We start from the raw sequence: 24,148 nt of genomic DNA, 5'->3' as shown, positions 1-24,148 counted from the left end.
GACTTCACCCTCACCATCCACAAAGAAACCGAGCAGAAACGCACCGTCTCCGTGGATGCCAAAGGCCGCGCCTCCGAATACGAACTCATCACCAGCGCCGAATACAGCGTGCGTGACAACACCGGTCACGACCTGCTCACCAACGCCAAAGCCGACGTCTACCGCACCCTGGAATGGGACGACAACGAAGTCGTCAGTAAAGGTGAAGAAGAGCGCCTGCAGCGGGAAGAGATGCGCCGCGAACTCATCAGCCGCATCATCGACCGCATTCGCCGCCTGGATATCAGCGCGCCCGTCACCGACAACCCCGCCACCCCCTGAGGGCCAAGGACAAGGGCAAGAGAACAGCATGGCTCGCATTACTCCCAGGCAACTCGGCCAGAACCTGCGCCAGGGCATAGCCCCGATCTACGTCGTCACCGGCGACGAACCGCTGCTGGTGCAGGAGTGCTGCGACAGCATCCGCGACGCCGCGCGCAAACACGGCTTCTTTGAGCGCGACCTGCTGCACGGCGAACACAACTTCGACTGGGGCCAACTGCTCTCCGCCGCCGGTAGTCTCTCCCTGTTCGCCGACAAAAAAATCATCGAACTGCGCCTGCCCGGCGGCAAGCCCGGCGACAAGGGCAGCAAGGCCCTGCAGGAATTTGCCAGCATGGGCGCAGACGACACCCTGCTGCTGCTCGTGCTGCCGAGGCTCGACCGCGCCCAGCTCAACAGCAAATGGGTCAAGGCACTGGAAGCGCGCGGCGTGCTCATCCAGATCTGGCCGGTGGATGCCACGGAAATGCCCCGCTGGATACACGAGCGTCTACGTAGCGCTGGCCTCGAAGCCGAGCCGGAAGCCATCCAGATTCTTGCCGAGCGCGTCGAGGGCAACCTGCTCGCCGCCAGCCAGGAAATTGAAAAGCTGAAACTGCTGGCACAGGACAGCATCATCACCGCCGACATCATGAACAACGCCGTGGCCAGCTCCGCACGCTACGACGTATTCGGCCTGATCGACAAGGCGCTGGCCGCCGATGCCGCTGGTGCGGTGCGCACACTCCAGGGCTTGCGTGCAGAAGGTGTGGAAGCCGCGGTAGTGTTGTGGGCCATAGCACGCGAAATCCGCACCTTGCTGGAGACCCAGCAGAAACTGGAGCAGGGCCAGCCAATCAACCGCCTGGTGCGCATCCAGAAGCGCCAGCCATTGATCCAGGCCGCCTGCCAACGCCTGCGTCCGCGCCAACTGGAAAACTTCCTGCTGCGCGCCCGCGCGGTGGATAACGCCATCAAAGGCGGCAAGGAAATGGACCCCTGGGCTGGGTTGCTGGAGCTGACGCTGAATCTATCAGGCCGGCGCAGCATTTAGCGCGCCTCCACGAAGGATGCAGGAAGCAAATCAATGCGCCTGCATCGCATTTCTGTCAATTTGGCATAACAAGCCAATCAATAGGGCGCCCCCAGACAAGCCTGCAACGGCGCAAACCTCTAGGATATTCGGCATTGCCAACTGAGCTGGCTAAGCTTGCCCCATCAGTACCGGTAGAACGGCAGAGACCAATATCCATGACCGATAAAAAAATACTTCCCGACTTCGCCAACACCCATACCGTGCTCAACCAGCCAAAACCCCTACAGGGGCACAATCTTTACGCCGGCGATGCCGCACTTAAAGACGCCGTCGCGCATAACGGTGGCCACTGGGGAGAAGACGATCTGCAGCGCTATGGCGAGATCTGCGGTCGACCGGAGTGGATCGAGCGCGGCTTTCAGGCCAATCACTACAAACCCGAATTTGAGCCCCATGACCGCATCGGCAATCGCATAGACCAGGTCAACTACCACCCCGCCTATCACCAGCTGATGCAACTGGCGCTGAGCGAGGGCCTGCACTCCGCCCCCTGGACAGATCCCAAGCCCGGCGCCCATGTGGTGCGCGCGGCCAAGTACTACCTGCACAGTCAGGTGGAAGCCGGCCACGGCTGCCCAATCACTATGACGTTTGCCTCGGTGCCCTCCATTAGCCTGACCCCTGCGCTCGCGAAGGAGTGGCTGCCGAAAATTACCGATCGCGGCTACGATCCGAGCAACCGCCCACACACCGAAAAATCCGCGCTCACCATCGGCATGGGGATGACGGAAAAACAGGGCGGTTCCGATGTGCGCGCCAACACCACGACCGCCACTGCGGTCGGCGACGGCAGTTACGAACTGGTCGGCCACAAGTGGTTCACCTCTGCCCCCATGTGCGACGCCTTCCTGGTGCTGGCGCAGACCGAAGCGGGACTGAGCTGTTTCCTGGTACCGCGCTGGCGTCCGGACGGTACAAAAAATCCGATCCAGGTGCAGCGCCTGAAAGACAAGGCCGGCAATGTCTCCAATGCCTCCTCGGAAATCGAACTGCGCGGCGCAATCGGCTGGCTGGTGGGCGAAGAGGGGCGCGGCGTGCCGGCAATCATCGAAATGGTTTCCGCCACTCGTTTCGACTGCATGATCGGTTCCAGCGGCGGCCAGCGCCAGGCGGTGGTGCAGGCGATCTACCACGCCAGCCAGCGCAGTGCGTTTGGCAAAACCCTGATTGAGCAGCCGCTCATGCAGAATGTGCTCGCGGACTTGCAGCTGGAAGCGGAGGGCTCTGTCGCCCTGACCATGCGCATGGCGCAAGCAATGGACCACCTCGATAAGGAACAGCAGAAATTGCTGATGCGCCTCGGCACCGCAGTGGGCAAATACTGGATCTGCAAACGCACCCCGCACCACGCCTACGAAGCCATGGAGTGTCTCGGCGGTAACGGTGTGATCGAAAATTTCATCACCGCCCGCCTCTACCGCGACGCGCCAATCAATGCCATCTGGGAAGGCTCCGGCAACATCCAGGCACTGGACGTCCTGCGCGCCATCGCCAAAACCCCGGCCGTGCTCAACAACTGGTTCGACGAACTGGAGCGGAGCAAAGGCAGCGACTTGCGCTACGACCGCGCCATCGCACAACTGAAAAACCAGCTCGCGAGCATGGACGATATTGAATACCGCGCGCGACATATCGTCGACCAGCTGGCACTGACCATGCAAAGCCATCTGCTGATGCAGTCCGGCAACAGCGCGGTGGCCGAGGGCTTCATCGCCTCACGCCTGGGTGCACAGGGTATCGGCAATACCGGCACCCTGCCGGTAGGCGTGGACGTAAAGGCGATTATCGAGCGCGGCAATCCACTTACCATCGCGTAACCCAGCACAAATCTCATACCTGCCCCGGCCGTGCCAGCGATTCTCGACAGTTTCAAATTCACTGATCGTTCGCGGCCCGGGGCTCCCGTCTACCTCGACACTCCCCGTTCCCTACTCTTTCAAAGCCGCTGCTCACCGCACCACTTAACCCCTCTTTGAATGCGAAAGGCGACATATGTTGCGCACATGCGACACGTGTCGTACAGTTACCCCATCAGTCACAAGGCGCATCCCTATGAAACCGCAACCCTCGGCATCCGAGCTGGCAATCCTCAAGGCACTCTGGCAACAGTCGCCCCTCAGCGCCCGCGAGATCCACCAGCAGATTGCAGAACAATTGGACTGGTCCTACTCCTCCACGCGCAAGACACTGGACCGCATGCAGGACAAAGGCCTGCTACAGGTCCTGGAAGTGCACGGACTGAAGGTGTTCGAAGCCAAAGCGGATAAGGTTCCAACGCTGGCTGCGTATGCGCGGGATTTCGCAGAGCGAGTGCTGGAGATCAAGGGTCCGGTGCCGGCGTCCTTCTTCGCCGGGAGCGAACTGCTCAGCCAAGCCGAATTGATGGAACTGGAAGCGCTGCTGGCACAGGAAGGCGAAGGAGAAACGCAACAGGGAGACGGCGATGATTGAGTGGCTCGCGCAACTGGCCCTGTCCAGCATCATCTCCCTGACGGTCGGCGCCACCGCGCTGGCGACACTGCTTGTGCTTTCCCACCGCCTTGCCTGGCTTAACAGCTGGCGCGAGCCCTGGCTGGCGGCCGCGGTGCTGACCTTCGCCAGTTTTTGCCTGGGATTCCTGCCCGCCGCAGAAAACGCGCCGGCCATTCAACTCAGCCTCCCGGCACTGACAGAGCCAACCCACACAGCCGCTTATGCGGCAGTGCCCACCAGCGAAATCAACGACTCCGACGTTTCCTGGTCTTGGCTACTTATGGCCTGGGGCTGGATCTGGGTACTGGGCGCGGCCATCAGTCTGGGGCGTCTGGTATTGGGCCATTGGCGACTGGTCAAGCTGGTGAAGCGCGGCAAGCTACTACCGCCACAGGGGGAACTGGCGCGGCACCTGGGCGTGATAGATGCGCCGGAAAAATTGAAATTGGTCCTGGTGCAGCAACGGATCTCCCCTTTCGCCGCTGCCCTGCCGACACCGACGCTGGTACTCAGCCAGTGGATGCTCGATAACCTGTCCCTCGAACAGATCCGCCTGGTTGTCCGTCACGAACTGGAGCATCTGGCGCAACGGGATCCACTGGTGGTACAGGGCCTGCAATGGATGGCGGCTCTGCTGTGGTTCAACTGGCCGTTAAAAGCGCTGGCGAAATTGGCGGTGGCGGCCCTGGAGCAGGGCTGTGACGAGCAGGTACTCAGAAAAGAAAACCCGAAACGGCGGAGGGCCTATGCAGAAGCAATGCTGAAGACCCTCCGCCAAACCGCGACAGCTCACGGCAATGATCCTGTCGCGGCATTCTCAACGCAAAACCAAAGGAGCTTCACCATGAGAATCCGCCATATTCTGAACGGCAAACTGAGCGCCCGCAAGCGCCCCAACACCGCGCTGTGGGCCGCGACCCTCGGCGGCGCCCTGTTGCTGAGCCTGCAGCCACAGCTGGCACTGGCCGACAAGGTCGCGGAGGCGTTCATCAATCCGTTGCCCAACGCGAAGGTTACATCCAGTTTCGGTATGCGACCCTGGCCGATCAAAGACGAGCAACACAATAAAAAACGCCTGCACAAGGGTATCGACCTGAGCGCCGCCCGGGGCACCCAGATACAGGTACCCAAGGCGGGCGTGGTCACCTTCTCTGGCACCGATGGAGCCAGAGGTGAAGTGGTGATTATCGACCATGGCAATGGTACGGAAACCCTCTATGCACACCTGGACAAACGCCTGGTGAATAAAGGTGAAAGGGTCACACAGGGTCAGATCCTCGGTCTGGTGGGCAGCACCGGCAAGGCCACCGGGCCGCACCTGCACTGGGAGCTGCACCAGGACGGCGAAGTGGTTGACCCGGCAAGCCAGGTTCCATTTTTTGCCAAGCAACCGGTGTTGGTGCTGGCAAAGCAATAACTCGCTGATTGCGAATTCGCCGGCAACGATACTCTGAATAAAAAGGTCGCGTACCGCACCGGTGTTTCCCGTGCGATACGCGGCTTATTTATTTCAGCGGCAGTAATCGGCAGTACAAAAATCACTTTGCGGTGGATGCTTCCATTTTGCCAATCGTATCAGGCTTTGTGGATAACACGTCAGCCACATACCAGATGCTGTATTCCGGTGCACTGTGAATGCGCTTCCGCGTTTTCTGCGCGAGGAATACAAAGCTCACGGCGCCGACCGCGGCCACCAGATCGATCAGATAACCGCTGCCCCCATGGTTCCAGCCGAAACCGGGCACCAGTGCCGACAACAGACTCACCAGTGGGATCAACAGTGTGGCGACAGCAGATGCATATAGCAGATCCACCGCACCGCTGGCCGCCCCGCGAACAAATGCCCAGGCAATTGCAAGGATAAATACCCCGTAGTAAATCCCGCTGTGCCAGGTGAACATGGCATCGGCGCCAATGGCCCGCAACGGCAGCAACTTGGCCGCGGCGATGGTGGTGGAAATACCGGCTATACAGCCGAGGCAAACTCCCACCGTCAGTGCTCCGAGGATTTTCGAGGCGCGCGTCTGGGTCACACCTAAATGCTCGTAGCCCTTGCGACGTTTCTTGCGATGGGTCTCGATCCACAACAGGTTACCGGTGTAAAACAGTACCGCACCGGCGAGACCCAGCAGGAAGTAAGCCCAGCGCACCGGGTTGCCACCGAAATTACCGAAGTGCAGCGCGAAGAAACTGGTTACTGTAGCAAACCAGCCATCCTGCTCACCGGGCATATAGCTTGTCACGGTGATATCGCCCGTGAAGGGATCAACGCCGGCGTATCCAAACGTTGCGCCGCGCATACCATAGCGCGAGTTACTGCCCGCTACGCGCATTTCCAAACCGTGGTCTTTGTCGAAGTGATAATTGAGGTAGATGGGTTCAAAGCCCGGTGCCTGCTCCTGCAGGCGCGCAACAATCTGCTGCGGATTCAGCGGCGGCTGATGGTGCTGCACCTGTACCTCTGCCGGTGCGCGGCCATTTTTTTCGAGCAGCGCTCCCTGTGCACCGTAGAACTGGTCGTGAAATGCGAAAACCACCGCGGTCAGTGCCATGATGATGTGGAACGGTAAACTGAACAGGCCGAGGGCGTTATGCAGATCCAGCCACATCCGCTTCAGGTTTTTGCCGATGCGCAAAATAAACAGGTCTTTAACCAGCGTCGGCAACAGCACGATTACTCCGGAAACCAGAGCAATAAAATACAGCAGGGATATTGTGCCCATGATAGGCATGGCGATATCGTGATCTATCAGAATTCCAATCTGACGGTGCAGATCATCCACCAGCTGCCCTACCGCCGAAGGCCCCTCACTGTGTACCTGCAAAGAACCATCTTCGCCCAGCTCCGCATAATAGGTGGTTCCACTGCCGCGCGGACCACTACTCCAGCTCATACGCGCCGGGCGTTCAATACCGGGTTCCAGAGTAATTTCGTAGTTGATAGCGGCCTTCGGGTATTCCGCCAGCACTTTTTCCACAAGCTCCGGTGTTTTTTCCAGTGGCGTGTGCTCACTGATTGACATCGGTGCCGAAGCCCAGCGCTGCAGCGGCGCTTCGAACATGGTGATAGACCCTGCGTAAAACGCGATAAACAGTGCGAGGCCACAGACAATACCGACCCAACTGTGGATATCCCGGTACATGCGCACAATGTCGCTACGTATTTTCATGATTGTTTGCCTATACCCAACTTACGCCATCAATAACCGGCTGCCATACAACAGCCCCCACAACAGCAGATTCGCCCCGCCGAGCCAGGTCCAGGCGCGCGCGCCGTTGTGAAACAGAAAACAGAAACTCAATATCAGTGCCCACAGCGGAGCCATCAGCCACATGGTGAGCTGCGCCCGGGCGGAAAAAAAACCGATCTCAAGTGGTCCGAACTGGACCAACATCCCACAGATGGCCAGTGCCAGAAAAAAGCCGGCGACGGCTCCGGCTCCGGCTTTACCGAACCAGTTGCGGCTGGAAAGTACCGGTGGTTTCACGATGTTTTCCCTCCCCGCTTATGCCGCAGATAACCAATAACCATGGGCGGTACCGTCCACATAAGCATCACGCCGGTCAGCAAGATAAATACCGATGTGGCGGAACCGGAAAATTGCAGCAACAGAAGCAGTGCAACTAGGAGTAGCAACATCCCGGTCAACGCCAACAAACGTAAAGGTAGCGCCGCGGCATACAAACGCTGGTTGGGGCTTGCGAGATACAGCAGACCGGCGCCGAGTACGATCAGTAATGCGGCAGCCGTCAAAAAAAGTGAAATCACAGAATTTCTCCGGTGGTCACACGAAAAATAAAATGCAGCAAGGCCCACCGGGCGGGCCTTAGTTTTGTATTTGAAGATTCTGGTTTACCAGCTGTATTGCAGACGCGCAGTGACTACCCGGCCCTGCCCATAGAAACAGGATTGAGAGGTGCCACAAGTCACGAGATAGCGCTCGTTGTTGATGTTGCGTGCATTCAGCGATACAGAAACGCCTTCGAACTCCGGACGTGTGGCACCGAAGTCGTAACGGGCCAGCAGGTCGAAAAGGGTGTAGTCGTCCATGCGCAGTGTGTTGTTGGTGTCGCCGTAGCTCTCACCCGTGTAACGCACACCGGCGCCGAAGCCCAGGCCCGCCAGACTGCCCTGTTCAATGCGGTGATTGATAAACAGCGACGCCAGTACATCGGGCACCTGCTGCAGTTTGTTGCCGACAATCGGATCGTTGGATTCGGTGACCACGGCATCGAGACGGGAAGCAGAGGCGATCAGCGTGGTGCCGGATGTCAGTGCAGCGCGCCCTTCCAGTTCCACACCTTTTACCTGAGCTTCACCGGCCTGGACCTGGCACACACGGCGGCCGCAAAGGGTACCGTTGGGATCCGAGGTCGCTACATTTTGCTGGGTGATTTCAAACGCACCCAGACTCAGGTAAATATTGTTGCCACTCTGGAAACGCACACCGGCTTCCACCTGATCACCGGTAGTGGGCTCAAACAGCACACCATCCAGGGTGGAGGACGGATCAACCACCTGCGGCAGGAAAGATTCGGAATAGCTCACATAGGGCGCGAGACCATTTTCGAATAGGTAAACCGCGCCGGTACGCCAGGTAAATTCATCGGCTTCGGTGGCGAATTTCGCATCGGTCAACAGATTCACACTGGTATCGTCCGCCCAGTCGTAGCGACCTCCGATATTGAAACGCAACTTACCTGCACTTATCTGGTCTTGCAGATAGACACCGGTCTGTTTACTTTCCGAAGAGCCGTACACCTGCGGGTTCATGTTTTCCGCGTAGTTGCTGCTGCCGCGGGATTCCGGATTGAAGATATCCCACAGCGGATCGACCTGTCCGCTGGGTAACCCTGGCAGGCTCACCAGATCGCGGTAGTGTTCCCATTCGGTGTTGAAGTAATCCATACCTCCGAGCAACGTGTGTTCCAGATTGCCGGTTACAAAGCGCCCTTCAAGTTGGGTGTCGATGGCATATCCATCGCTATCTCCGTCGCCCTGCACTGCGCGACGGCCGATGGTCTGGCCATCGATACACTGGTCACCGTATGTGGTTGCAGAGCAGTCGGTGACCGTATCACCCGACAACACCGTGACCCGATAGAGGGTATCGATATGGGTGTAACGGACGTTGTTGCGCAGGGTCAGGTTGTCGTTGATTGCATGCTCGAAAAAGGAACCGACCAACAGCTGGTCTCGATCGAAGGTATTCCAGTCCGGCTCACCGATATTGGCGTCGTTTTCGATGTATTGCCCATTGGAGGCGGCGTAGGTACCGAGTGCCGGCAGGAACTGGAACGTGGCCCCGCCCTCATCGCGCTGGTACTGGGTGAGGAAGGTCCAGGTGGTCGCATCACCCGGCGTCCAGGTCACGCTGGGTGACAGGTAGTAGCGGCTCTTGTCTACACCATCGACCTGACTGCCGCCATCTTCAATCACACTGACAAGTCGCCCGCTCACACTACCGGCCTCATTCAGAGTGCCGCCGAAATCCGTGGCGATGCGGCCGGAGAAATTATCCAGGTCGGTATAACCCTGGCCCTGTACCTGCACCTCGCGCTGGGTCTGGCCGTTAGCGCGTTTGGTCACCATGTTCACCATACCGCCCGGCGCCGCCTGCCCGTACAACACGCTGGATGGCCCCTTGAGCACTTCCACCTGTTGCAGACCGAAGGTGTCGAAGCCAAAGCGGGTCCACTGACCGCCCGCCGGCAGCCGCAGGCCGTCGACAAAATTGTTGTTGGAAGAGAAGCCACCGGCGCCGAAGCCGCGCACGGAAATCTCATCGGTGCGACTGTCGATACCGGAAGGCTCCGGCTGCACGCCGGCGGTATAGGACAGGGCGTCGGCAATCGTGGATGCCGCGCGCAGGTCGATCTCCTCGCGGCTGATTACCGAAATGGTCTGCGCGGACTCGATGATCGGGATACCCGCTTTGGTTGCGGACATTGCCTTGGAAAGCCCGGTGGCGGTCACCACCACTTCTTCCAGGTTTTCCGCCATTTCCCCCTGCCCGCCTGCAGTTTGGGCATTGGCCTGGGCAATACCGATAAACAGAAGTGACGCCGCCAGAATGCTGGCGGACGCTGGTGGTCGCAATGCCATATCAACTCCGATGATTTTTTGTCAGAAGATCAGAAAGTGCGAGTGGCCCCATTTATCTCCCACCCACAATAAACGCAAACGATTATCATTAGCTCTTTGTTTTTCAGGAGCGAATATAGTGGCGTGCACGGACTAATGCAAGGCGACATGCCACAAATTCATTCGCCACTGCCTACCTGGATCAAAAATTGATCAGCGCGTAGAGCAGTGATAGAAATTGGGTGGCTACTTTCGAGCGATTAACAAAGCCAGTGATGGGGTATCGGGATGAATCTAGTGGCAGAGGATGTACAGCTGCGGCACAGCCGACACAGAGCGGAAGCAGGAATTTCAGAGGGGGTTAGCACGGTCGCCAATATGACCAATAGGGTTGCGCGCGGCCATCGCCTGCTACCAGGGTATCGAGGTTCCGTCCCAAAAGAGGAGCCTGCCGGTATCGGACTCCTTCAATCCTGCGAGCACGGAAACCACTCTCGCCGCACTCAGCACAGGCGAATACAGTTTGTCCGCAGCAATATTTTTCTGGAACGGTTTGGAAAGCGTGGTATCCGTAGTACCGGGGTGAATCGCCACTACCCGGCAGAAATCGAGTTTGCGGCCCCACTCGATGGAGAGGTTGCGCACCAGCATATTCAAGGCCGCCTTGCTCATGCGGTAGCTGTACCAGCCACCGAGACCATTGTCTTCGATACTTCCGACTTTGGCCGACAGCGACGCCCAGGTAAGAGGAGAGTGTCGCCGCAGCTGCGGTGATAGCGCCTGCGCAAGATGCAGGTGGCTCAGGACATTGATGGAAATACTGCGAAAAAGTGCGTCATCGGTGCACTGCAAGAGGTTTTTTTCCGGCAAGTGTCCATCCCAGTGCAGTGTGCCGCAGCAATTAATCACCCAGTTCGGCAGTGGCTGCGATTGCAGCCACTCGGCTGCCGTAGGCACCGATTCCGGGTCACTCAGATTGGCTTTAAGGTGAGACTGGGTGGGCGCAATAGGCAGTTCCCCGCGACTGACAGTGAGGAGTTTTGCGCGGGGAAACCGCGCAATCAACTCTCGACATATTGCCAGGCCGAGACCGCCACTGGCCCCGGCCACAAGAACACACGCTGGCGACGAATTTTCCGGTTGGCTCATCGACAGTGCGGTCCTCGTGTTGCCCTCTAGTGGATTACTTTTCCAGCTTGGCAGGCGGGGCTTTTCCGACTTGTTTCTCGGAAACTTTTACTACCCGCAACATGGGTTCGTCGGAGCGGAAGATCAGCCCGTGTATTTCCGTGGTGTTCTGTCCCTGCAACATCTGCTGCAGGAACTGCACGATCTGCGCGGAGATTTCCTGCCCCGGTACCAGCACGGGAATCCCCGGGGGATAGGGCACGATCTCGTCGGCGCAGGTGCGCCCCACCAGTTTCTTCTCCGCCGCCACGCCGTTGTCCATCAGCGGCAATTCTTCGGTTTCCGCGAAATAAGCGTCCGCGGGCAGGCAACTCAGGCGAGTAAATTCCGGCAGCTGGCGCGATGCGCTGATATGGCTGCGACGGCGGCGCGGGCTGCGCGCAAGTTCCTTCAGTGCGTGCACCAGGCGCAGCAGCTTGCTCTCGGTACTGCCGATGGTCACCAGTACCGTGATGGTGTTGTAGGTGGTCTTCTCCACCTGGATACCGAACTGGTCGAACAGTTTTACCTGTATTTCCTTGCCGGAAAAACCGCTACCGGTTACATCAATGGTGACCTTGGTGGGGTCGAGACGGATATTGTCATTGGCCAAGGGCGCGGGGATCAGATCTGCGCAGGTGAGCGCCCGGAAAACCCCGGTGGCATCCACTTCGCGGCGCAGGGTCTCGACCATCTGCAGGCAGTGACGCAGGCGGCCGTAACCTTCCATCGCCATCTGTTTACGCGCCACATCCAGACTCGCAATCATCAGATACTGCGGGCTGGTGGAGGCGTACATATTGAGGTTTTCGCGAAAGCGGAACTCGTCGAAATCCGGGTCCTGCACGTGGATCATGCTGGCCTGGGAAAAGGCCGACAGCATCTTGTGCGTGCTCTGGGTGACATAGTCGGCACCACACTCGAGTGCTGTCGGCCGCAGTTCGGTGTGGAAATATCCGTGAGCGTACCAGGCCTCATCGATCAGTACCTTCACGCCGCGCTCGTGGGCGTAGTCGATGATCGGCTTGAGATCGTAGCGCAGGCCATCGTAGGTGCATGAGGTAATCACCAGCAGTCCCGCATCCGGGTGCTCGTCCAGCGCCGCTTCGATATCCGCGCGGCGCACCGGGCCGTAGATACCGAACTGGGGATGCAGGGTGGACTTAAGATACACCGGCTCCACCCGGTTCATCACAATCGCGTGGTGCACCGACTTGTGACAGGCCTGATCGACAATGATTTTTCCGCCGCCACCGAGTATCTGCTGGATCACCACCTTATTGGCGGTGGACGTGCCATTGGTGAGGAAAAAGGTGTGCTCGGCACCAAAGGCCTGCGCAGCCAGGTCCTGGGCCTCCTGGATCACCGAGTGGGGCTCAAGCAGGCTGTCCAGTACCTGTACCGAAACCGAGAGATCCGTGTTGAACACGTGCTCCCCCATAAAGCGGTAGAAGTCCCCTACCCAGGGGCTGTTGCGCAGGCTGTCACCACCGGAGTGACCGGGGGTGTGCCAGGCATCGCGGGCGGAGAACACATACTCCTTCAGCGTGTCGGCAAATGGCGTGGAAGCGCGGCGGGCGATGAATGCCTGCACCAGGCGAAACATCTGGTTGAAATTGCACTCGCGGCGGTCGAACAATTCATCGAAGCGCTTGCGCACAGAAGCGGGTGCCCCGCCCTGGTCGCTCAGAAATGAATCCTGCGCCACCAGAAACACATTCAACTGCGCACGCAGATCATGCAGGCGATCCGCCAGTGCCTCCGCGCCCTTCAGCTCCTCGGGGCTGCAGCCGGCATCGATGATCAGCGCCTGCAGTTTGTCCTCTGACAGCAGGTAATTTTCCAGCGCGCTGTGCATCACCGACTCGAAACGCAGCCCGAGGGGATTTTCATGCTGGGCGGCGGTGGTATTGAGCGCGCTCACCCAATTGCAACTGAGATCGCGGTCATTACTGACCAGTGCCACCCGGCACTCCAGTGGCTGGCGCTGCTCTCTCAGATTGCCCAGATCAGGCATCGTCATTTCCATATCGCTTCTTCTTATCTTTAAGCATAGAAGGCGGATACTAAATGAGGCAGACGACGAAAACGGAGGGTTGGAATGATTTGGGGATTCGTGTCGAAAATTGGTCGAAATACAAAATCAACCAATGAAAAATGTGATCACATTAGAACTTAGCACTCTGCACTTCACCATTGAATTGCAGACAATGTTGCACACGAACTCGTTGCACGGGCGTCAAATCATTGACCGTGAAATACTCGAATTCCGAGTGCTCCGATGACAGGGTAATGCCCCCATTACCCTTGAAGTGCGCGCGAAAAATAAATACGTGGGAATTGTAAACGCGGTGGTAATAGACGCCGCTCAGGTAGTCGATGACGATGTCCCGCCCCAACTCCTCACGGCACTCCCGATGCAGCGCCTCGTGAATCGTTTCACCGAGATCCAGTGCGCCACCAGGCAGCCCCCAGGATTTATCGGCGTAGGTGGCGCGCAATTGCAGCACGGCGCCCTCGAGGTTGGTGATAACCGCATGAGCGCTCAGTTTGTAGGTATCGTCAAATCCCATCCGTGGACCTTGCGGTTTGAGCTCAGCTTCCGGTACCCCGGGCCAGCTCGAAGCCGATACCCAAAGTCTGTACCGACTCATCGTAGTCGATCAGGCTCTCGCCGTAACCATTGAAATACTTCACGTAACCCCGTACCCGATGCCCCATGGGGAAGCTCCAGCGCAGCTCGCCCGCGCCCTTGTTGTCCGAGCGCAAATTGTTGCGCAGCATCAGCGACACCGCGTGCTGCCCGATTTCCACACCGCCGGTGAGTTCAAAGTGGCCGAGGTAGTACTCGAGATCCGGATTGTCGTCTTCCTCGCGACTTTCGCGTATGCGGTACCAGGGCTTGAACGCGAAATAGTACTCGTCGTGTTCAAACACAAAATTGGCGTAAATCCGGTTCCAGCTGCGGGAATACGGTTCGCTGCGGCCATTGGACTGGTGATTGATGGCGAGCTGGTTGGCGACGTTCTGGAAGCCGAACACGGTCCAGTCATTCAGCCAGGTCATGATCAGCTCCGGCTCGTGGTTGGTTTCACGAAACGGCGAGGAATCGTCGGAATTGTAGGCCTGCCAGAAAGAACGGTTGGTGTAGGCGACACTCATGAACGACGCCTTGCCGAGGAAGCCCCGCCATACCGGCACCTGTACCGAGAGCTGAAACTGCACTTCCATCGAATCCAGGTCGATGGGCTCACCATTTACCGTCACATCTTCAAGACCGGCTTTGTTGGGGTGCGGGTTATAGGTGGCCGGCAGCAGGTAATTGACCTTGTGAGAAGCGAGCGTAAACGGGTTTTCCGCCGCTTCGCGAATGGCCTTGGCACGCTTGCTGAACAGTACCTGCCCCTCCGCGGGCGGCTCCGCTTCTGGCACTGTGGCGAACAGCGGGGTTTCCGCTTGCGGGTTGTCACGTATCACCGCCAGCTCGCAACGGATACGCATTTCTTCCAGGGTGATATTGGCGGGCGCGGTAAGCAGCTGTTCCCGCAGGCAGTTTTGCTGGCGCCGCTCCTCGCTCTGCAGCGAGTCGTCCATCTGCAGCAGTTCTATTTCCTGATCTGGCGGCGGCACCTGTTCCGTTCCCTGTGTTGGTACCTGTTCGCCCCCGCGTTCTGCTTGTTGGGCAACGCCGTCGAGGTTCGGCTCCTGGGCCACGGCGTACGAGGAGAGCTGAACTCCACACAACAGGAACAGGGCTATCGGTTTAACAAGATGAAGAGGGAAACGGCGACGGAATACAGACAAAACAGGCGCTCCTGGACAGATGCAGGGCGCCAGTGTACACGGTTTGTAAAAGGGTGTTGTGCGGCGGATCAGATCCTGTTCAACGCTGGATCACCTGACGATTCAGCACAGGGACACCAGTTCCGGGGACCACTCCAGATCACGCAGGCGTACCTGCCACAACCGTCCGGTGCTGCTCGGCCAGTCGTAGCCCACCAGCAGGCCGCGATGGTCGACAAAGCAGTGGGCATCGCGCTCGGCCTCATCGCCGAGATAGGAAAAGACACGGATATCTGGCCCCAGGTCGTGTACCCCCTGAATATTGGCATCTCCGGGGAGTATCGCGGCACGGCGATGGTTCACCCGCGGCGCCAGCAGCTTGCCGCGCTGGGATGGATCGACAATATCCGGCGCCACCACTTCCACACCAAATTCCATATCGCACAGGCGCAGCAGCAGCGGCCCCATGAAGATCCGCATCAGAGGAAACAGCAGCCGGTTATTGCCGGTCAGCACGCTCTGCTGCAACCCATTGGGACCGGTCCACTCCGCCTCAATGGGGTTGCCCATGGCGGGTGCCTCGCCGGCAGCGGGGGCGAGACGATAGTGGGCGTTTACCTCGTCCATCTCGTCTTTCCACACCACGCGGCATTCGGTGACCAGGCCCGCGCTCATCAGGGCATGAACTTCCATTCCATGCCCCTGCTCGCCCACCAGCCGGCGGCTGACCAGCATCAGGCCGCCCTTCTCATCGCGCCCCAACTGCCAGTCGTCCTGCACGGGCATCGTTCGGCCATCACAGCTGTACTGGTATCGGCCCTGGGCCAGGTTAGCAGTCATTCGCATAAGATCTTCGTCCGTGATTTCTCTTGATGCTGAAGGTGAATTGATTGGTGCAAGCGCACAAAATTGATGCATGGATTACCGCACTCTTACCTGCAAAAAGTATTGCACAGGGGTACAGATTTGCTGCGGATTTGTGAAATTTGCGGGAACTTTTTGTGAGGGTAAAAACACAGATTCGGACATCACCTGAGTGAATATTTACCGCCCGCGATTATGTCCGGGAACGGGAGACCATTTGCGGCCCCTTACCTTGCAGGAACGGCAAAGTGCTCGCCGTATGTGACTTTGGGGCATAATCGGTGGTCTTGTTACACGAGCTGGTTACATCAAGGCTCGAAATGGAGTTCTACAGGGAGAAAGGCCTATATGCTCGAATGGCTCAATTTACACATCGCCTACTGGCACTGGCTCGTTCTCGGGCTGCTGCTGGTCACCGCGGAAATTTTTGTTTCCGGTTTTATCCTGTTCTGGTTCGGGCTCGCGGCACTCGCCATCGGCGTGTTGCTGCTAGTCGTGGGTATTCCCATCACCGCGCAGTTGCTGTTGTGGGCTGGCCTGTCGGTTGCGCTGGTGCTGCTGTGGCTGAAATTTATCAAGCCCAACTGGAAAGACCGCACCACCTCCGGCATGGCCATGGAGGCACTCACCGGCCAGGTGGGTTCGGTGATCGAATCCAATATCGGCAGGCCCCGCGGCCGCCTGCGTTTCCCGGCGCCAATTCTGGGGGAGGACGAGTGGCAGTTCATGAGCACCAGCGAAATCGCTATCGGTGAACGGGTCAAGGTGCTCAATATTTCCGGCAATACCCTGGTAGTCAGCCCGCTTTGACAGGTTCGGCGACAGCGCCGGCAATTTTTTTTATAACGACGGTTTCAATGTGGAATTTTTAGGGGAGTAAAACGTGGAAGGATTATCTGTAGTAGTAGCGCTGGTGATTCTGGTGATCATCACCATCGGCATGGGCGTGCGCATTGTGCCCCAGGGTTCCAAACATATCGTGCAGCGGCTGGGTAAATACCACAGCACCCTGAACCCGGGCATGAACATCATCATTCCCTATGTGGATCAGGTGCCCTACAAGGTGACCACCAAGGATATCGTGCTGGATATTCCGTCACAGGAGGTGATCACCGAAGACAACGCCACCATCATTGCCAACGCCGTGGCCTACATCAATATCGTATCGCCAGAAAAAGCGGTGTACGGGGTGGAGGATTACGAAATTGCGATCCAGAACCTGGTGCAGACGGCGCTGCGTTCCATAATCGGCGAGATGTCACTGGACTCGGCGCTCTCATCCCGCGACCTGATCAAGGCAAAACTGAAGGAAGCCATTTCCGACGACATCTCGGATTGGGGCATCAACCTGAAGACGGTGGAAATCCAAGACATCAATCCGTCTGCGACCATGCAGAAGGCGATGGAAGAACAGGCGGCGGCAGAGCGCCAGCGCCGCGCCACGGTAACTCGTGCGGAAGGTGAAAAGCAGGCGGCCATTCTGGAAGCGGACGGCCGCCTTGAGGCCTCCAAGCGGGACGCACAGGCGCAGATCGTGCTGGCCGATGCCAGCCGTGAGGCCATCGAGCGGGTAACCCGTGCCATCAGCGACCAGGAGCTGCCAGTGATGTACCTGCTGGGCGAACGCTATATCGGCGCGCTGGAAAACCTCTCCACCTCAGACAACGCCAAGAACATCATCTTCCCGGCGGATCTTCCCCATGCCATCAAGGGCTTACTGAATCGCTAACCGTGACCCTGGCAGCGTTATAAATAGCGCTGCCAGAATTCTGCCTGCCCGTACTCCTCATCCAGCGCATAGGGCTTGAAGCCGCATTTGCGATAGGCCGTACGGGCGGGATGGTTTTTCTCCAATACTTCCAGAGTGATCTTGACGCAGCCGCGCTCGCGGGCTTCCTGTGCCACCTTTTCCATCATCAGGGTGCAAACGCCCTGCCCACGCGCCGCTTCACTCACCATCATGTCGTGAATGTTCACCAGTGGTTTGCACAGGAACGTGGAGAAGCCCATAAAGCAGTTGGTCAGCCCCAACGGCGTATCCCCGCGGTATGCGATGACCGAGAAAGCACCGGGAAAGGTCGCCAGTCGCTCAATCAGATCGTTGCGGCAGTTGTCCGGCAGTGGCTCGCCGCCACCGCAGGGATCTCGTGCGTACTCATCCAGCAGTGCCAACAGATCTGCCGCCTGCTTCTGATCGCGGTAATCCACCAGCACTATTTCCAATGGTGCGCTGCTCTGCTCTGTCAAACCCCAACCTCCACGTCTGCTGTATTCAATTTATTCATGGTGTCTGTTCGCCCGCCTGTCGCCTGGCCTCGGCCCTTGCGCCGATCTCGCACTGCACATTAAAAAAGCGTCGGTAATTGCGCACGCGGGCACGCTGGGCCAACAGCCAGCGCACTTTCTTGCGCCGGCGCGCCAGAGTGGCGTTGTGTTTGTTCAGGCGGCGCGGGCGGCGAATCACGGAGTTGCGAAGCCCCATACGGCCTCTCCTTTTGGGTTGTCGAGTTGCTCGGCGAACTTCGGGTGACGGCGCAGATTAGCAGATGTGACACCGGCCTTCGATACAGCAGGCACCGCCATAGTGCATTGGCGCGTCCTGCCAAAAAGGCTATCCTGCCTGATCAATGCAGCCCAACGGAATGATTGCCTTGTCACAGCTAAAAGATCTGATCCAGAAAAACCGTGAGTGGTCCGAGTCTACCCGTCGGGAAAAGCCCGATTTCTTCCTCAAACTCTCCGAACAGCAATCGCCCGAATACCTGTGGATAGGCTGCGCGGACAGCCGCGTACCCGCCAACCAGATCGTCGACCTGCTGCCCGGTGAACTCTTTGTACACCGCAATGTTGCCAACGTGGTGGTGCCCTCGGATCTGAACTGCCTGTCGGTGGTGCAGTACGCGGTGGAAGTGCTCAAGGTCAAACACATCATGGTGGTGGGGCACTACGGCTGTGGTGGCGTGCGTGCCGCGCTGGAGGACACCCGCCTCGGCCTCATCGAAAGCTGGCTGCGCCATATCAAGGACGTGCGCGACAAACACCACACCCTGATCGAGCTGTTCCCGGAAGAGGATCGTGTGGACCTGCTGTGCGAGCTTAATGTGCTGGAACAGGTGATCCACGTGTGCCAGACCGCCCCGGTGCGCGACGCCTGGGAGCGGGGCCAGGATCTCTCGGTACACGGCTGGTGCTACGGCCTGTCCAACGGCCTGGTCAACGACCTGGAGATCACGGTGGAAAACACCGCGCAGATTCACGACGTGTATCACCGCGCGCTCACCAGCCTCGCCCAGCGCGGCAAAGATTGATCCCCGCCAGCGGGCGAAATCCGCCAATTGGCTCGCGGTTACCAACAGTGGTAACCGCAAGTTAACTTTCCCTCCGTTTTTCCCTACACTCCCCAACCTCAAAAAAATCACACCGAATAGATAAAAGCGGTATCAGGGGTAAACATGTCCGATTTTCGTGTTTGGGAATGTCAGATCTGTGGCTGGATTTACGACGAGGCCAAGGGCTCGCCGGATGACGGCATTCCCGCCGGCACCCGCTGGGAAGACATCCCCGACGACTGGACCTGCCCCGAGTGCGGTGCCACCAAGGACGAATTCGCCATGCTGGAGGTAGCCGGCGCGGCGCCAAAGGCGGCCGCCCCCTCCGCAGCCGCTGACAGCAAACCATCCGCGACCGTCGCCGCCAAGCCACAAACCGCTGCCGGCCGCATCTGGGAGTGCATGGTGTGCGGCTGGGTATATGACGAGGCCAGAGGCGCCCCGGAAGAAGGCATTCCCGCCGGCACCCGCTGGGAGGACATTCCCGACGACTGGACCTGCCCCGAGTGCGGGGTGGGCAAGGAAGACTTTGACATGGTGCTGGTCAGCCAGCCGCAGGCGGAAGAAGTGTCCGCGCCCCCCGCAGCACCGGTACTGGATGACATCGATCCCCTGGTCATCATCGGCACCGGCCTCGCCGGCTATCACCTGGCGAAAGAGTTTCGCAAGCTGGACCAGCGCACTCCGCTACTGCTGATCAGTGGCGATGACGGCACCTTCTATTCCAAGCCGCTGCTGTCCGCTTCCCTCGCCCACGGCAAGACCCCCGCACAACTGGCCAGTGCCAGTGCCGAGGACATGGCGCGGGAACTGAATGCGGAAATCCTGGTGCACACCCATGTAACCGATGTGAACAGCGAGTCACAGCTGCTGACACTGGTGTCCGACAACGGCGGCATCCGCTCCGAACTGCGCTACAGCCGCCTGGTTTTCGCCACCGGCGCCAGCTGCGCGCCGCTGCCGCCGGTGGCAGGCGACGGCCTGTCGCGCCTGTTCCGGGTCAACAGCCTCGGCGATTACCACCGTTTCCGCACAGCGCTCACCAACCACAAACGGGTACTGTTGATCGGCGCCGGCCTGATCGGCTGTGAATTTGCCAACGACCTGGTGCAGGCCGGCTTCGCGGTGGATGTGGTGGACCTGCAGCCCTGGCCCCTGGCCAGCCTGCTGCCGGAAGCCGCCGGCCGCGATATCCAACAGACTCTGGAGCAGGCCGGGGTGCGTTTTCACTTCGGCGCCGGCGTTACCGCCATTGCTCGCAGTGCTGGCGGCATCCGCGCGCAGCTGGCGGATGGCAGCAGTATTGACGCCGATATTGCCCTCGCCGCCCTCGGCCTCACCCCCAATACCGGGCTCGCACACGCCGCCGGCATCACCACCAATCGCGGTATCGTCACCGACCGCGAACTGCGCACCAGCGACGCCAACGTCTTCGCACTCGGAGACTGTGCCGAAGTGGATGGTCACAGCCTCTACTTTGTGGCCCCGCTTACCCAGAGCGCCCGCGCCCTGGCCCAGACCCTCTGCGGCACGCCGACATCGGTGCACTACGGCAGCATGCCGGTAGCGGTGAAAACCACCCTGCGCCCCACCGTGGTGTGCCCGCCGCGGCGCGGCAGCGAGGGGGAGTGGCAGGTCTCGGCATCCACGGACGGCGTGCGCGCGGAATTCGTGGACAATACCGGCAAGTTGCTGGGCTTTGCCCTCACCGGCAGTGCGATTACCGAGCGCGACACCCTCAGCAAACGCTGTGCGCCGCTGATGGATTGAAGGCCAGCCCAGCTGGTCTTTCCCCATTCCTGCCCCATTCCCGCGGTAGCAAAGAAAATCCGACAGCGCGGCCAGTTTTCCCGTAAAATGGCCGCCAGCACAAAATTTGAGCAATTTTTGATCGAAGTATGACGGCATCCAGCAAATCCGCGGCCCAGGCCAATACAGTCAGTACCGAGCAGTCCCCGGCGGAGCGCGGCCGCGCCCTGCGCGACACCCTGGGCCAGTTCGCCACTGGTGTCACCGTGATCACCACCCTCGATGGCAACGGCCAGCCGGTGGGCATGACCGTCAACAGCTTCAATTCCGTGTCCCTCGACCCGGCGCTGATCCTGTGGAGCATCGACCGCGGCTCCATGAGCTACGACGCCTTCACCCAGTCCGAGCATTTTGTGGTGCACGTGCTCAAGGGCGACCAGCAGCATGTCTCCAACCTGTTTGCCGGCCGCGGCGCCGACAAGTTCGGGCAGGTGAAGTGGCACAGCGGCCCGGGCAATATCCCGCAGCTGGACGACTGCGCCGCCCTGTTCCACTGCCGCCGCGCGCAGAATATTGAAGGCGGCGACCACACTATTCTGCTGGGTGAGGTACTCGAGTTCTCTGCCAGCGGCGGCGAGCCCCTGATCTTCCACCGCGGCCGCTACCGCGCCCTGGCCGGCGAATAACCGCATCGCCAAAGAATCCTGTCTGTTCCGGATGCTTTCCGGGCTATATTGACGCCGTAAACCCGCAGGAATTTGTATAAATTTTCGGCGGGTGCGTCACCTCAACGTCATACTTCTGGTACACCCTTGGGAGGCCTCCGCAACTGTGGACGTCGAAATGTACAGTACCGATACCCTGTTCTGTTTTGCCCACCGGGGTTACCCGAAGCGGGCCACGGAAAACACCCTGCAGGCCATCACCCATGCGCTCGAGTTCGATATCGACGGTATTGAAATCGATGTGTGGAACGTAGGTGGCGAGCTGATCGTCAAGCACGACCGTCGCCTCGGGCGCCTGCTGCCGGGGCGGGAGCTGCTGACGGAAATCGCCCCAGCCGCCTTGCGCCAGATGCTGCTGCCCGGTGGTGAACAGGTACCGACCCTGCGGGAAGTGCTTGAGCTGGTGGGCAACCACGTGCAGCTGAATATTGAGCTGAAAGGCCCCAACTGCGCCGCGCTGGCGGCACAGGAGCTGGAATCTTACATCCGCGACAACGGCGCCAGTTACGAGCAGTACATCCTGTCGTCGTTCGATCACCGCCAGGTTTACGAATGCCTGAAGCTGATCCCGCAGGTACGCAGGGGCGTGCTGATCGACGGTGTGCCGCTGGATCTCGCCGCCTGCGCAGTGCCGCTAGAGGCCTACTCCCTGCACCTGAGCCTCGACTTTGTGTGCCCGGAGATGATCGCCGACGGCCGCCGGCGCGGGCTCAAGAGCTACGTCTACACCGTCAACAACCCCCACGACCTGTATCTGGTGGCAAACATGGGCGCCGACGGCATATTTACCGATGAGCCGCAACTGGTGATGGACTACAACACCGCCAAGGCCGCGGAAGCGATCGTCCAGCAGGTCGATCAGTTCGGAGACCTGAACCAGGCGGGCTGAATCCTCGCCGCAGCCACTCTGGGAGCTTCCGACTCCGGGTTTGAAGCTCCCCCCTTCGCCTTCGCTGCCTGACTAATCCGGCCGCCTTCGGCACCCGCGAACCTTCACAGATGGAAAACGCCGCCAGCGTTTTCGAACCTTGTTAGAATCCCCCAAAATCCAATTCCCGGGGATCACCATGACCGACACGGCCAACGCCACTCCACCCGTCCGCCTGACCCAGTACAGCCACGGCGCCGGTTGCGGCTGCAAAATCTCGCCGGCGGTTCTGGACAGGATTCTGGCGGACAGCGAGGTCCAGCTGCCCGACCCGAATCTGTGGGTGGGCAATGCCTCCCGCGACGACGCCGCGGTCTACGCACTGGACGATGAACGCGGCGTGGTTTCCACCACCGACTTTTTCATGCCCATCGTCGACGATCCCTTCGACTTCGGCCGCATCGCCGCCACCAATGCCATCAGCGACATCTATGCCATGGGCGCCGACCCGCTGATGGCCATCGCCATTCTCGGCTGGCCGGTAAATGTGCTGCCGCCGGAAGTGGCGCGGGAAGTGATCCGCGGCGGGCGCGCGGTGTGCGCGGCCGCCGGCATTCCCCTGGCCGGCGGACACTCCATCGACGCACCGGAGCCCATCTTTGGCCTCGCGGTGACCGGAGTGGTGGAGAAACACCGGCTGAAACGCAACGACACCGCACTCGCCGGCAGCCGCCTGTACCTCACCAAGCCACTGGGCATCGGCGTACTGACCACGGCGGAAAAACAGGGCAAGTTGCGCGCCGAGGACCAGGGTGTGGCGCGCGACCTGATGTGCACACTCAACCGCCCCGGCAGCCGCTTTGCAAAGATTCCCGCGGTACAGGCGATGACCGACGTTACCGGCTTTGGCCTGCTCGGCCATCTAGTGGAGATGGCCGATGGCAGCGGCCTTACGGCACGACTCGACTTTGACGCGGTGCCGCGCATTGTCGGTATCGAACACTACCTCGAGCAGGGTTGTATCCCCGGCGGTACCGGGCGCAACTTCGACAGCTACGGCCACCGGGTACAGTTGGGCGACGACAGCCAGCACCTGCTGCTGGCGGACCCGCAGACCAGTGGTGGACTGCTGGTAGCGGTGGCGGCGGACGGCGAGGAGGAATTTCTCGCGGCGGCGGCCGCCTTCGACCTGGCGCTTTCGCCCATCGGCAGCCTGGTCGCGAGAAAGGCCGCTGACGAAGCCGCGGTGATCGTGGCATGAGCAAGCTGTCGTACAGCCCGAGTTCGAGTCGCGCCGACAGCGCGGACTACCGCGAGATTTTTCTGCACGACCTGCCGATGATCGACACCCGCGCGCCAGTGGAATTCAACAAGGGGTCATTCCCGAACGCAATAAACCTGCCGCTGATGACCGATATCGAGCGCCAGAAAGTCGGCACCTGCTACAAGCAGCGCGGCCAGCAGGCGGCCATCGCCCTCGGCCACGAACTGGTGAGCGGCAAGACCAAACAGGCGCGGGTGGAAGCCTGGGCGGAATTTGCCCAGGCCCATCCGGAGGGCTATCTGTTCTGTTTCCGCGGCGGCCTGCGCTCGCAGATCAGCCAGCAGTGGCTGCGTGAAGCCGGGGTGCCCTATCCGCGGGTGCAGGGCGGCTACAAGGCCATGCGCACCTTCCTGATCGAGGAAATCGAAAGTGCCGTGCGCGACTGC

The 24,148-nt window shown here is 59.6% G+C and carries 24 protein-coding genes; 13 read left to right on the top strand and 11 right to left on the bottom strand.

Annotated features, from left to right (window positions below; genetic code table 11):
* The 5 genes from VIL80_RS13770 to VIL80_RS13750 all read left to right on the top strand — a co-directional run.
* On the top strand, positions 1–321 hold a 321-nt coding region (locus VIL80_RS13770), incomplete at its 5' end, for an LPS-assembly lipoprotein LptE (protein WP_332036671.1).
* 28 nt (positions 322–349) lie between these two features.
* Positions 350–1,354, top strand: coding sequence for a DNA polymerase III subunit delta (holA, locus tag VIL80_RS13765; protein ID WP_332036670.1), 1,005 nt, complete (start codon positions 350–352; stop codon positions 1,352–1,354).
* Between the two features lie 197 nt (positions 1,355–1,551).
* On the top strand, positions 1,552–3,213 hold the full coding sequence (locus tag VIL80_RS13760) for an isovaleryl-CoA dehydrogenase (protein WP_332036669.1): 1,662 nt from the start codon (positions 1,552–1,554) through the stop codon (positions 3,211–3,213).
* A gap of 235 nt (positions 3,214–3,448) precedes the next feature.
* Positions 3,449–3,847 (top strand): BlaI/MecI/CopY family transcriptional regulator, encoded by a 399-nt coding sequence (locus VIL80_RS13755; RefSeq protein WP_332036668.1) that lies wholly within the window; start codon positions 3,449–3,451, stop codon positions 3,845–3,847.
* Entirely contained in the window at positions 3,840–5,285 is a 1,446-nt protein-coding gene (locus tag VIL80_RS13750; RefSeq protein WP_332036667.1) for a peptidoglycan DD-metalloendopeptidase family protein, read from the top strand. The genes VIL80_RS13755 and VIL80_RS13750 overlap by 8 nt, the downstream gene beginning before the upstream one ends.
* 121 nt (positions 5,286–5,406) lie before the next feature.
* Here the strand turns inward: VIL80_RS13750 and VIL80_RS13745 are convergent, their stop codons facing one another.
* The 9 genes from VIL80_RS13745 to VIL80_RS13705 all read right to left on the bottom strand — a co-directional run bounded on the left by VIL80_RS13745 (position 5,407) and on the right by VIL80_RS13705 (position 15,743).
* Positions 5,407–7,038 carry a PepSY-associated TM helix domain-containing protein gene (locus VIL80_RS13745; protein WP_332036666.1) on the bottom strand — a complete coding sequence of 544 codons (1,632 nt, stop codon included), beginning with the start codon at positions 7,036–7,038 and terminating at the stop codon, positions 5,407–5,409.
* Positions 7,039–7,059: 21 nt separating this feature from the next.
* Complete coding sequence (locus tag VIL80_RS13740; RefSeq protein WP_332036665.1) at positions 7,060–7,356, bottom strand: hypothetical protein; 297 nt, start codon at positions 7,354–7,356, stop codon at positions 7,060–7,062.
* Positions 7,353–7,637, bottom strand: coding sequence for a hypothetical protein (locus VIL80_RS13735; protein ID WP_332036664.1), 285 nt, complete (start codon positions 7,635–7,637; stop codon positions 7,353–7,355). The genes VIL80_RS13740 and VIL80_RS13735 overlap by 4 nt, the downstream gene beginning before the upstream one ends.
* 84 nt (positions 7,638–7,721) lie before the next feature.
* Positions 7,722–9,974, bottom strand: a complete 2,253-nt coding sequence (locus VIL80_RS13730; protein WP_332036663.1) for a TonB-dependent siderophore receptor — start codon at positions 9,972–9,974, stop codon at positions 7,722–7,724.
* A 390-nt stretch (positions 9,975–10,364) separates the two neighbouring features.
* The gene (locus tag VIL80_RS13725) at positions 10,365–11,102 is read right to left on the bottom strand and encodes an SDR family NAD(P)-dependent oxidoreductase (protein ID WP_332036662.1); all 738 of its coding nucleotides are present in this window, start codon (positions 11,100–11,102) and stop codon (positions 10,365–10,367) included.
* Positions 11,103–11,136: 34 nt separating this feature from the next.
* The gene (locus tag VIL80_RS13720) at positions 11,137–13,143 is read right to left on the bottom strand and encodes an aminotransferase class I/II-fold pyridoxal phosphate-dependent enzyme (RefSeq protein ID WP_332036661.1); all 2,007 of its coding nucleotides are present in this window, start codon (positions 13,141–13,143) and stop codon (positions 11,137–11,139) included.
* Positions 13,144–13,288: 145 nt separating this feature from the next.
* Positions 13,289–13,693: an NUDIX hydrolase gene (locus tag VIL80_RS13715; RefSeq protein WP_332036660.1), complete on the bottom strand. Its 405-nt coding sequence runs from the start codon at positions 13,691–13,693 to the stop codon at positions 13,289–13,291.
* Between the two features lie 22 nt (positions 13,694–13,715).
* Positions 13,716–14,924: a phospholipase A gene (locus VIL80_RS13710; protein WP_332036659.1), complete on the bottom strand. Its 1,209-nt coding sequence runs from the start codon at positions 14,922–14,924 to the stop codon at positions 13,716–13,718.
* A gap of 102 nt (positions 14,925–15,026) precedes the next feature.
* The gene (locus VIL80_RS13705; RefSeq protein WP_332036658.1) at positions 15,027–15,743 is read right to left on the bottom strand and encodes a hypothetical protein; all 717 of its coding nucleotides are present in this window, start codon (positions 15,741–15,743) and stop codon (positions 15,027–15,029) included.
* A 372-nt stretch (positions 15,744–16,115) separates the two neighbouring features.
* Here VIL80_RS13705 and VIL80_RS13700 point away from each other — a divergent pair, with 372 nt between their 5' ends.
* On the top strand, positions 16,116–16,577 hold the full coding sequence (locus VIL80_RS13700; protein ID WP_332036657.1) for an NfeD family protein: 462 nt from the start codon (positions 16,116–16,118) through the stop codon (positions 16,575–16,577).
* Between the two features lie 73 nt (positions 16,578–16,650).
* Positions 16,651–17,496: an SPFH domain-containing protein gene (locus tag VIL80_RS13695; protein ID WP_332036656.1), complete on the top strand. Its 846-nt coding sequence runs from the start codon at positions 16,651–16,653 to the stop codon at positions 17,494–17,496.
* A gap of 17 nt (positions 17,497–17,513) precedes the next feature.
* On the opposite strand, the gene VIL80_RS13690 is transcribed toward VIL80_RS13695, so the two are convergent.
* Both VIL80_RS13690 and VIL80_RS13685 read right to left on the bottom strand, forming a co-directional pair.
* The gene (locus VIL80_RS13690; RefSeq protein WP_332036655.1) at positions 17,514–18,014 is read right to left on the bottom strand and encodes a GNAT family N-acetyltransferase; all 501 of its coding nucleotides are present in this window, start codon (positions 18,012–18,014) and stop codon (positions 17,514–17,516) included.
* Between the two features lie 34 nt (positions 18,015–18,048).
* Complete coding sequence (locus tag VIL80_RS13685) at positions 18,049–18,249, bottom strand: hypothetical protein (protein ID WP_332036654.1); 201 nt, start codon at positions 18,247–18,249, stop codon at positions 18,049–18,051.
* A 169-nt stretch (positions 18,250–18,418) separates the two neighbouring features.
* Between VIL80_RS13685 and can the strand changes: the two genes are divergently transcribed.
* From can to VIL80_RS13655, 6 genes are all read left to right on the top strand, one after another.
* Positions 18,419–19,075 carry a carbonate dehydratase gene (gene can, locus VIL80_RS13680; protein WP_527250119.1) on the top strand — a complete coding sequence of 219 codons (657 nt, stop codon included), beginning with the start codon at positions 18,419–18,421 and terminating at the stop codon, positions 19,073–19,075.
* Between the two features lie 144 nt (positions 19,076–19,219).
* Positions 19,220–20,866 carry an FAD-dependent oxidoreductase gene (locus VIL80_RS13675; RefSeq protein WP_332036652.1) on the top strand — a complete coding sequence of 549 codons (1,647 nt, stop codon included), beginning with the start codon at positions 19,220–19,222 and terminating at the stop codon, positions 20,864–20,866.
* Positions 20,867–20,994: 128 nt separating this feature from the next.
* On the top strand, positions 20,995–21,531 hold the full coding sequence (locus VIL80_RS13670) for a flavin reductase family protein (protein ID WP_332036651.1): 537 nt from the start codon (positions 20,995–20,997) through the stop codon (positions 21,529–21,531).
* A gap of 157 nt (positions 21,532–21,688) precedes the next feature.
* Positions 21,689–22,459, top strand: a complete 771-nt coding sequence (locus VIL80_RS13665) for a glycerophosphodiester phosphodiesterase (protein WP_332036650.1) — start codon at positions 21,689–21,691, stop codon at positions 22,457–22,459.
* Between the two features lie 178 nt (positions 22,460–22,637).
* On the top strand, positions 22,638–23,699 hold the full coding sequence (gene selD / locus VIL80_RS13660; RefSeq protein ID WP_332036649.1) for a selenide, water dikinase SelD: 1,062 nt from the start codon (positions 22,638–22,640) through the stop codon (positions 23,697–23,699).
* A partial coding sequence (locus VIL80_RS13655; protein ID WP_527250118.1) for a tRNA 2-selenouridine(34) synthase MnmH occupies positions 23,696–24,148 on the top strand: 453 nt, incomplete at its 3' end. The genes selD and VIL80_RS13655, both read left to right, overlap by 4 nt.

The sequence above is a fragment of the Microbulbifer sp. genome (assembly GCF_036563125.1).
Classification (GTDB): Bacteria; Pseudomonadota; Gammaproteobacteria; order Pseudomonadales; family Cellvibrionaceae; genus Microbulbifer.
Note: the sequence above shows the minus strand (reverse complement) of the source record. Positions and strands in the feature narration are given on the sequence as shown.

Excerpts from the sequence above, each read along its gene's own strand:
- selD (WP_332036649.1), top strand. The coding sequence starts at position 22,638 with ATGACCGACACGGCCAACGCCACTCCACCCGTCCGCCTGACCCAGTAC.
- VIL80_RS13715 (WP_332036660.1), bottom strand. The coding sequence starts at position 13,693 with ATGGGATTTGACGATACCTACAAACTGAGCGCTCATGCGGTTATCACC.
- VIL80_RS13685 (WP_332036654.1), bottom strand. The coding sequence starts at position 18,249 with ATGGGGCTTCGCAACTCCGTGATTCGCCGCCCGCGCCGCCTGAACAAA.
- VIL80_RS13760 (WP_332036669.1), top strand. The coding sequence starts at position 1,552 with ATGACCGATAAAAAAATACTTCCCGACTTCGCCAACACCCATACCGTG.
- VIL80_RS13730 (WP_332036663.1), bottom strand. The coding sequence starts at position 9,974 with ATGGCATTGCGACCACCAGCGTCCGCCAGCATTCTGGCGGCGTCACTT.
- VIL80_RS13670 (WP_332036651.1), top strand. The coding sequence starts at position 20,995 with ATGACGGCATCCAGCAAATCCGCGGCCCAGGCCAATACAGTCAGTACC.
- VIL80_RS13745 (WP_332036666.1), bottom strand. The coding sequence starts at position 7,038 with ATGAAAATACGTAGCGACATTGTGCGCATGTACCGGGATATCCACAGT.
- VIL80_RS13725 (WP_332036662.1), bottom strand. The coding sequence starts at position 11,102 with ATGAGCCAACCGGAAAATTCGTCGCCAGCGTGTGTTCTTGTGGCCGGG.
- VIL80_RS13705 (WP_332036658.1), bottom strand. The coding sequence starts at position 15,743 with ATGACTGCTAACCTGGCCCAGGGCCGATACCAGTACAGCTGTGATGGC.
- VIL80_RS13665 (WP_332036650.1), top strand. The coding sequence starts at position 21,689 with ATGTACAGTACCGATACCCTGTTCTGTTTTGCCCACCGGGGTTACCCG.
- VIL80_RS13720 (WP_332036661.1), bottom strand. The coding sequence starts at position 13,143 with ATGACGATGCCTGATCTGGGCAATCTGAGAGAGCAGCGCCAGCCACTG.
- holA (WP_332036670.1), top strand. The coding sequence starts at position 350 with ATGGCTCGCATTACTCCCAGGCAACTCGGCCAGAACCTGCGCCAGGGC.
- VIL80_RS13675 (WP_332036652.1), top strand. The coding sequence starts at position 19,220 with ATGTCCGATTTTCGTGTTTGGGAATGTCAGATCTGTGGCTGGATTTAC.
- VIL80_RS13755 (WP_332036668.1), top strand. The coding sequence starts at position 3,449 with ATGAAACCGCAACCCTCGGCATCCGAGCTGGCAATCCTCAAGGCACTC.
- VIL80_RS13750 (WP_332036667.1), top strand. The coding sequence starts at position 3,840 with ATGATTGAGTGGCTCGCGCAACTGGCCCTGTCCAGCATCATCTCCCTG.
- VIL80_RS13700 (WP_332036657.1), top strand. The coding sequence starts at position 16,116 with ATGCTCGAATGGCTCAATTTACACATCGCCTACTGGCACTGGCTCGTT.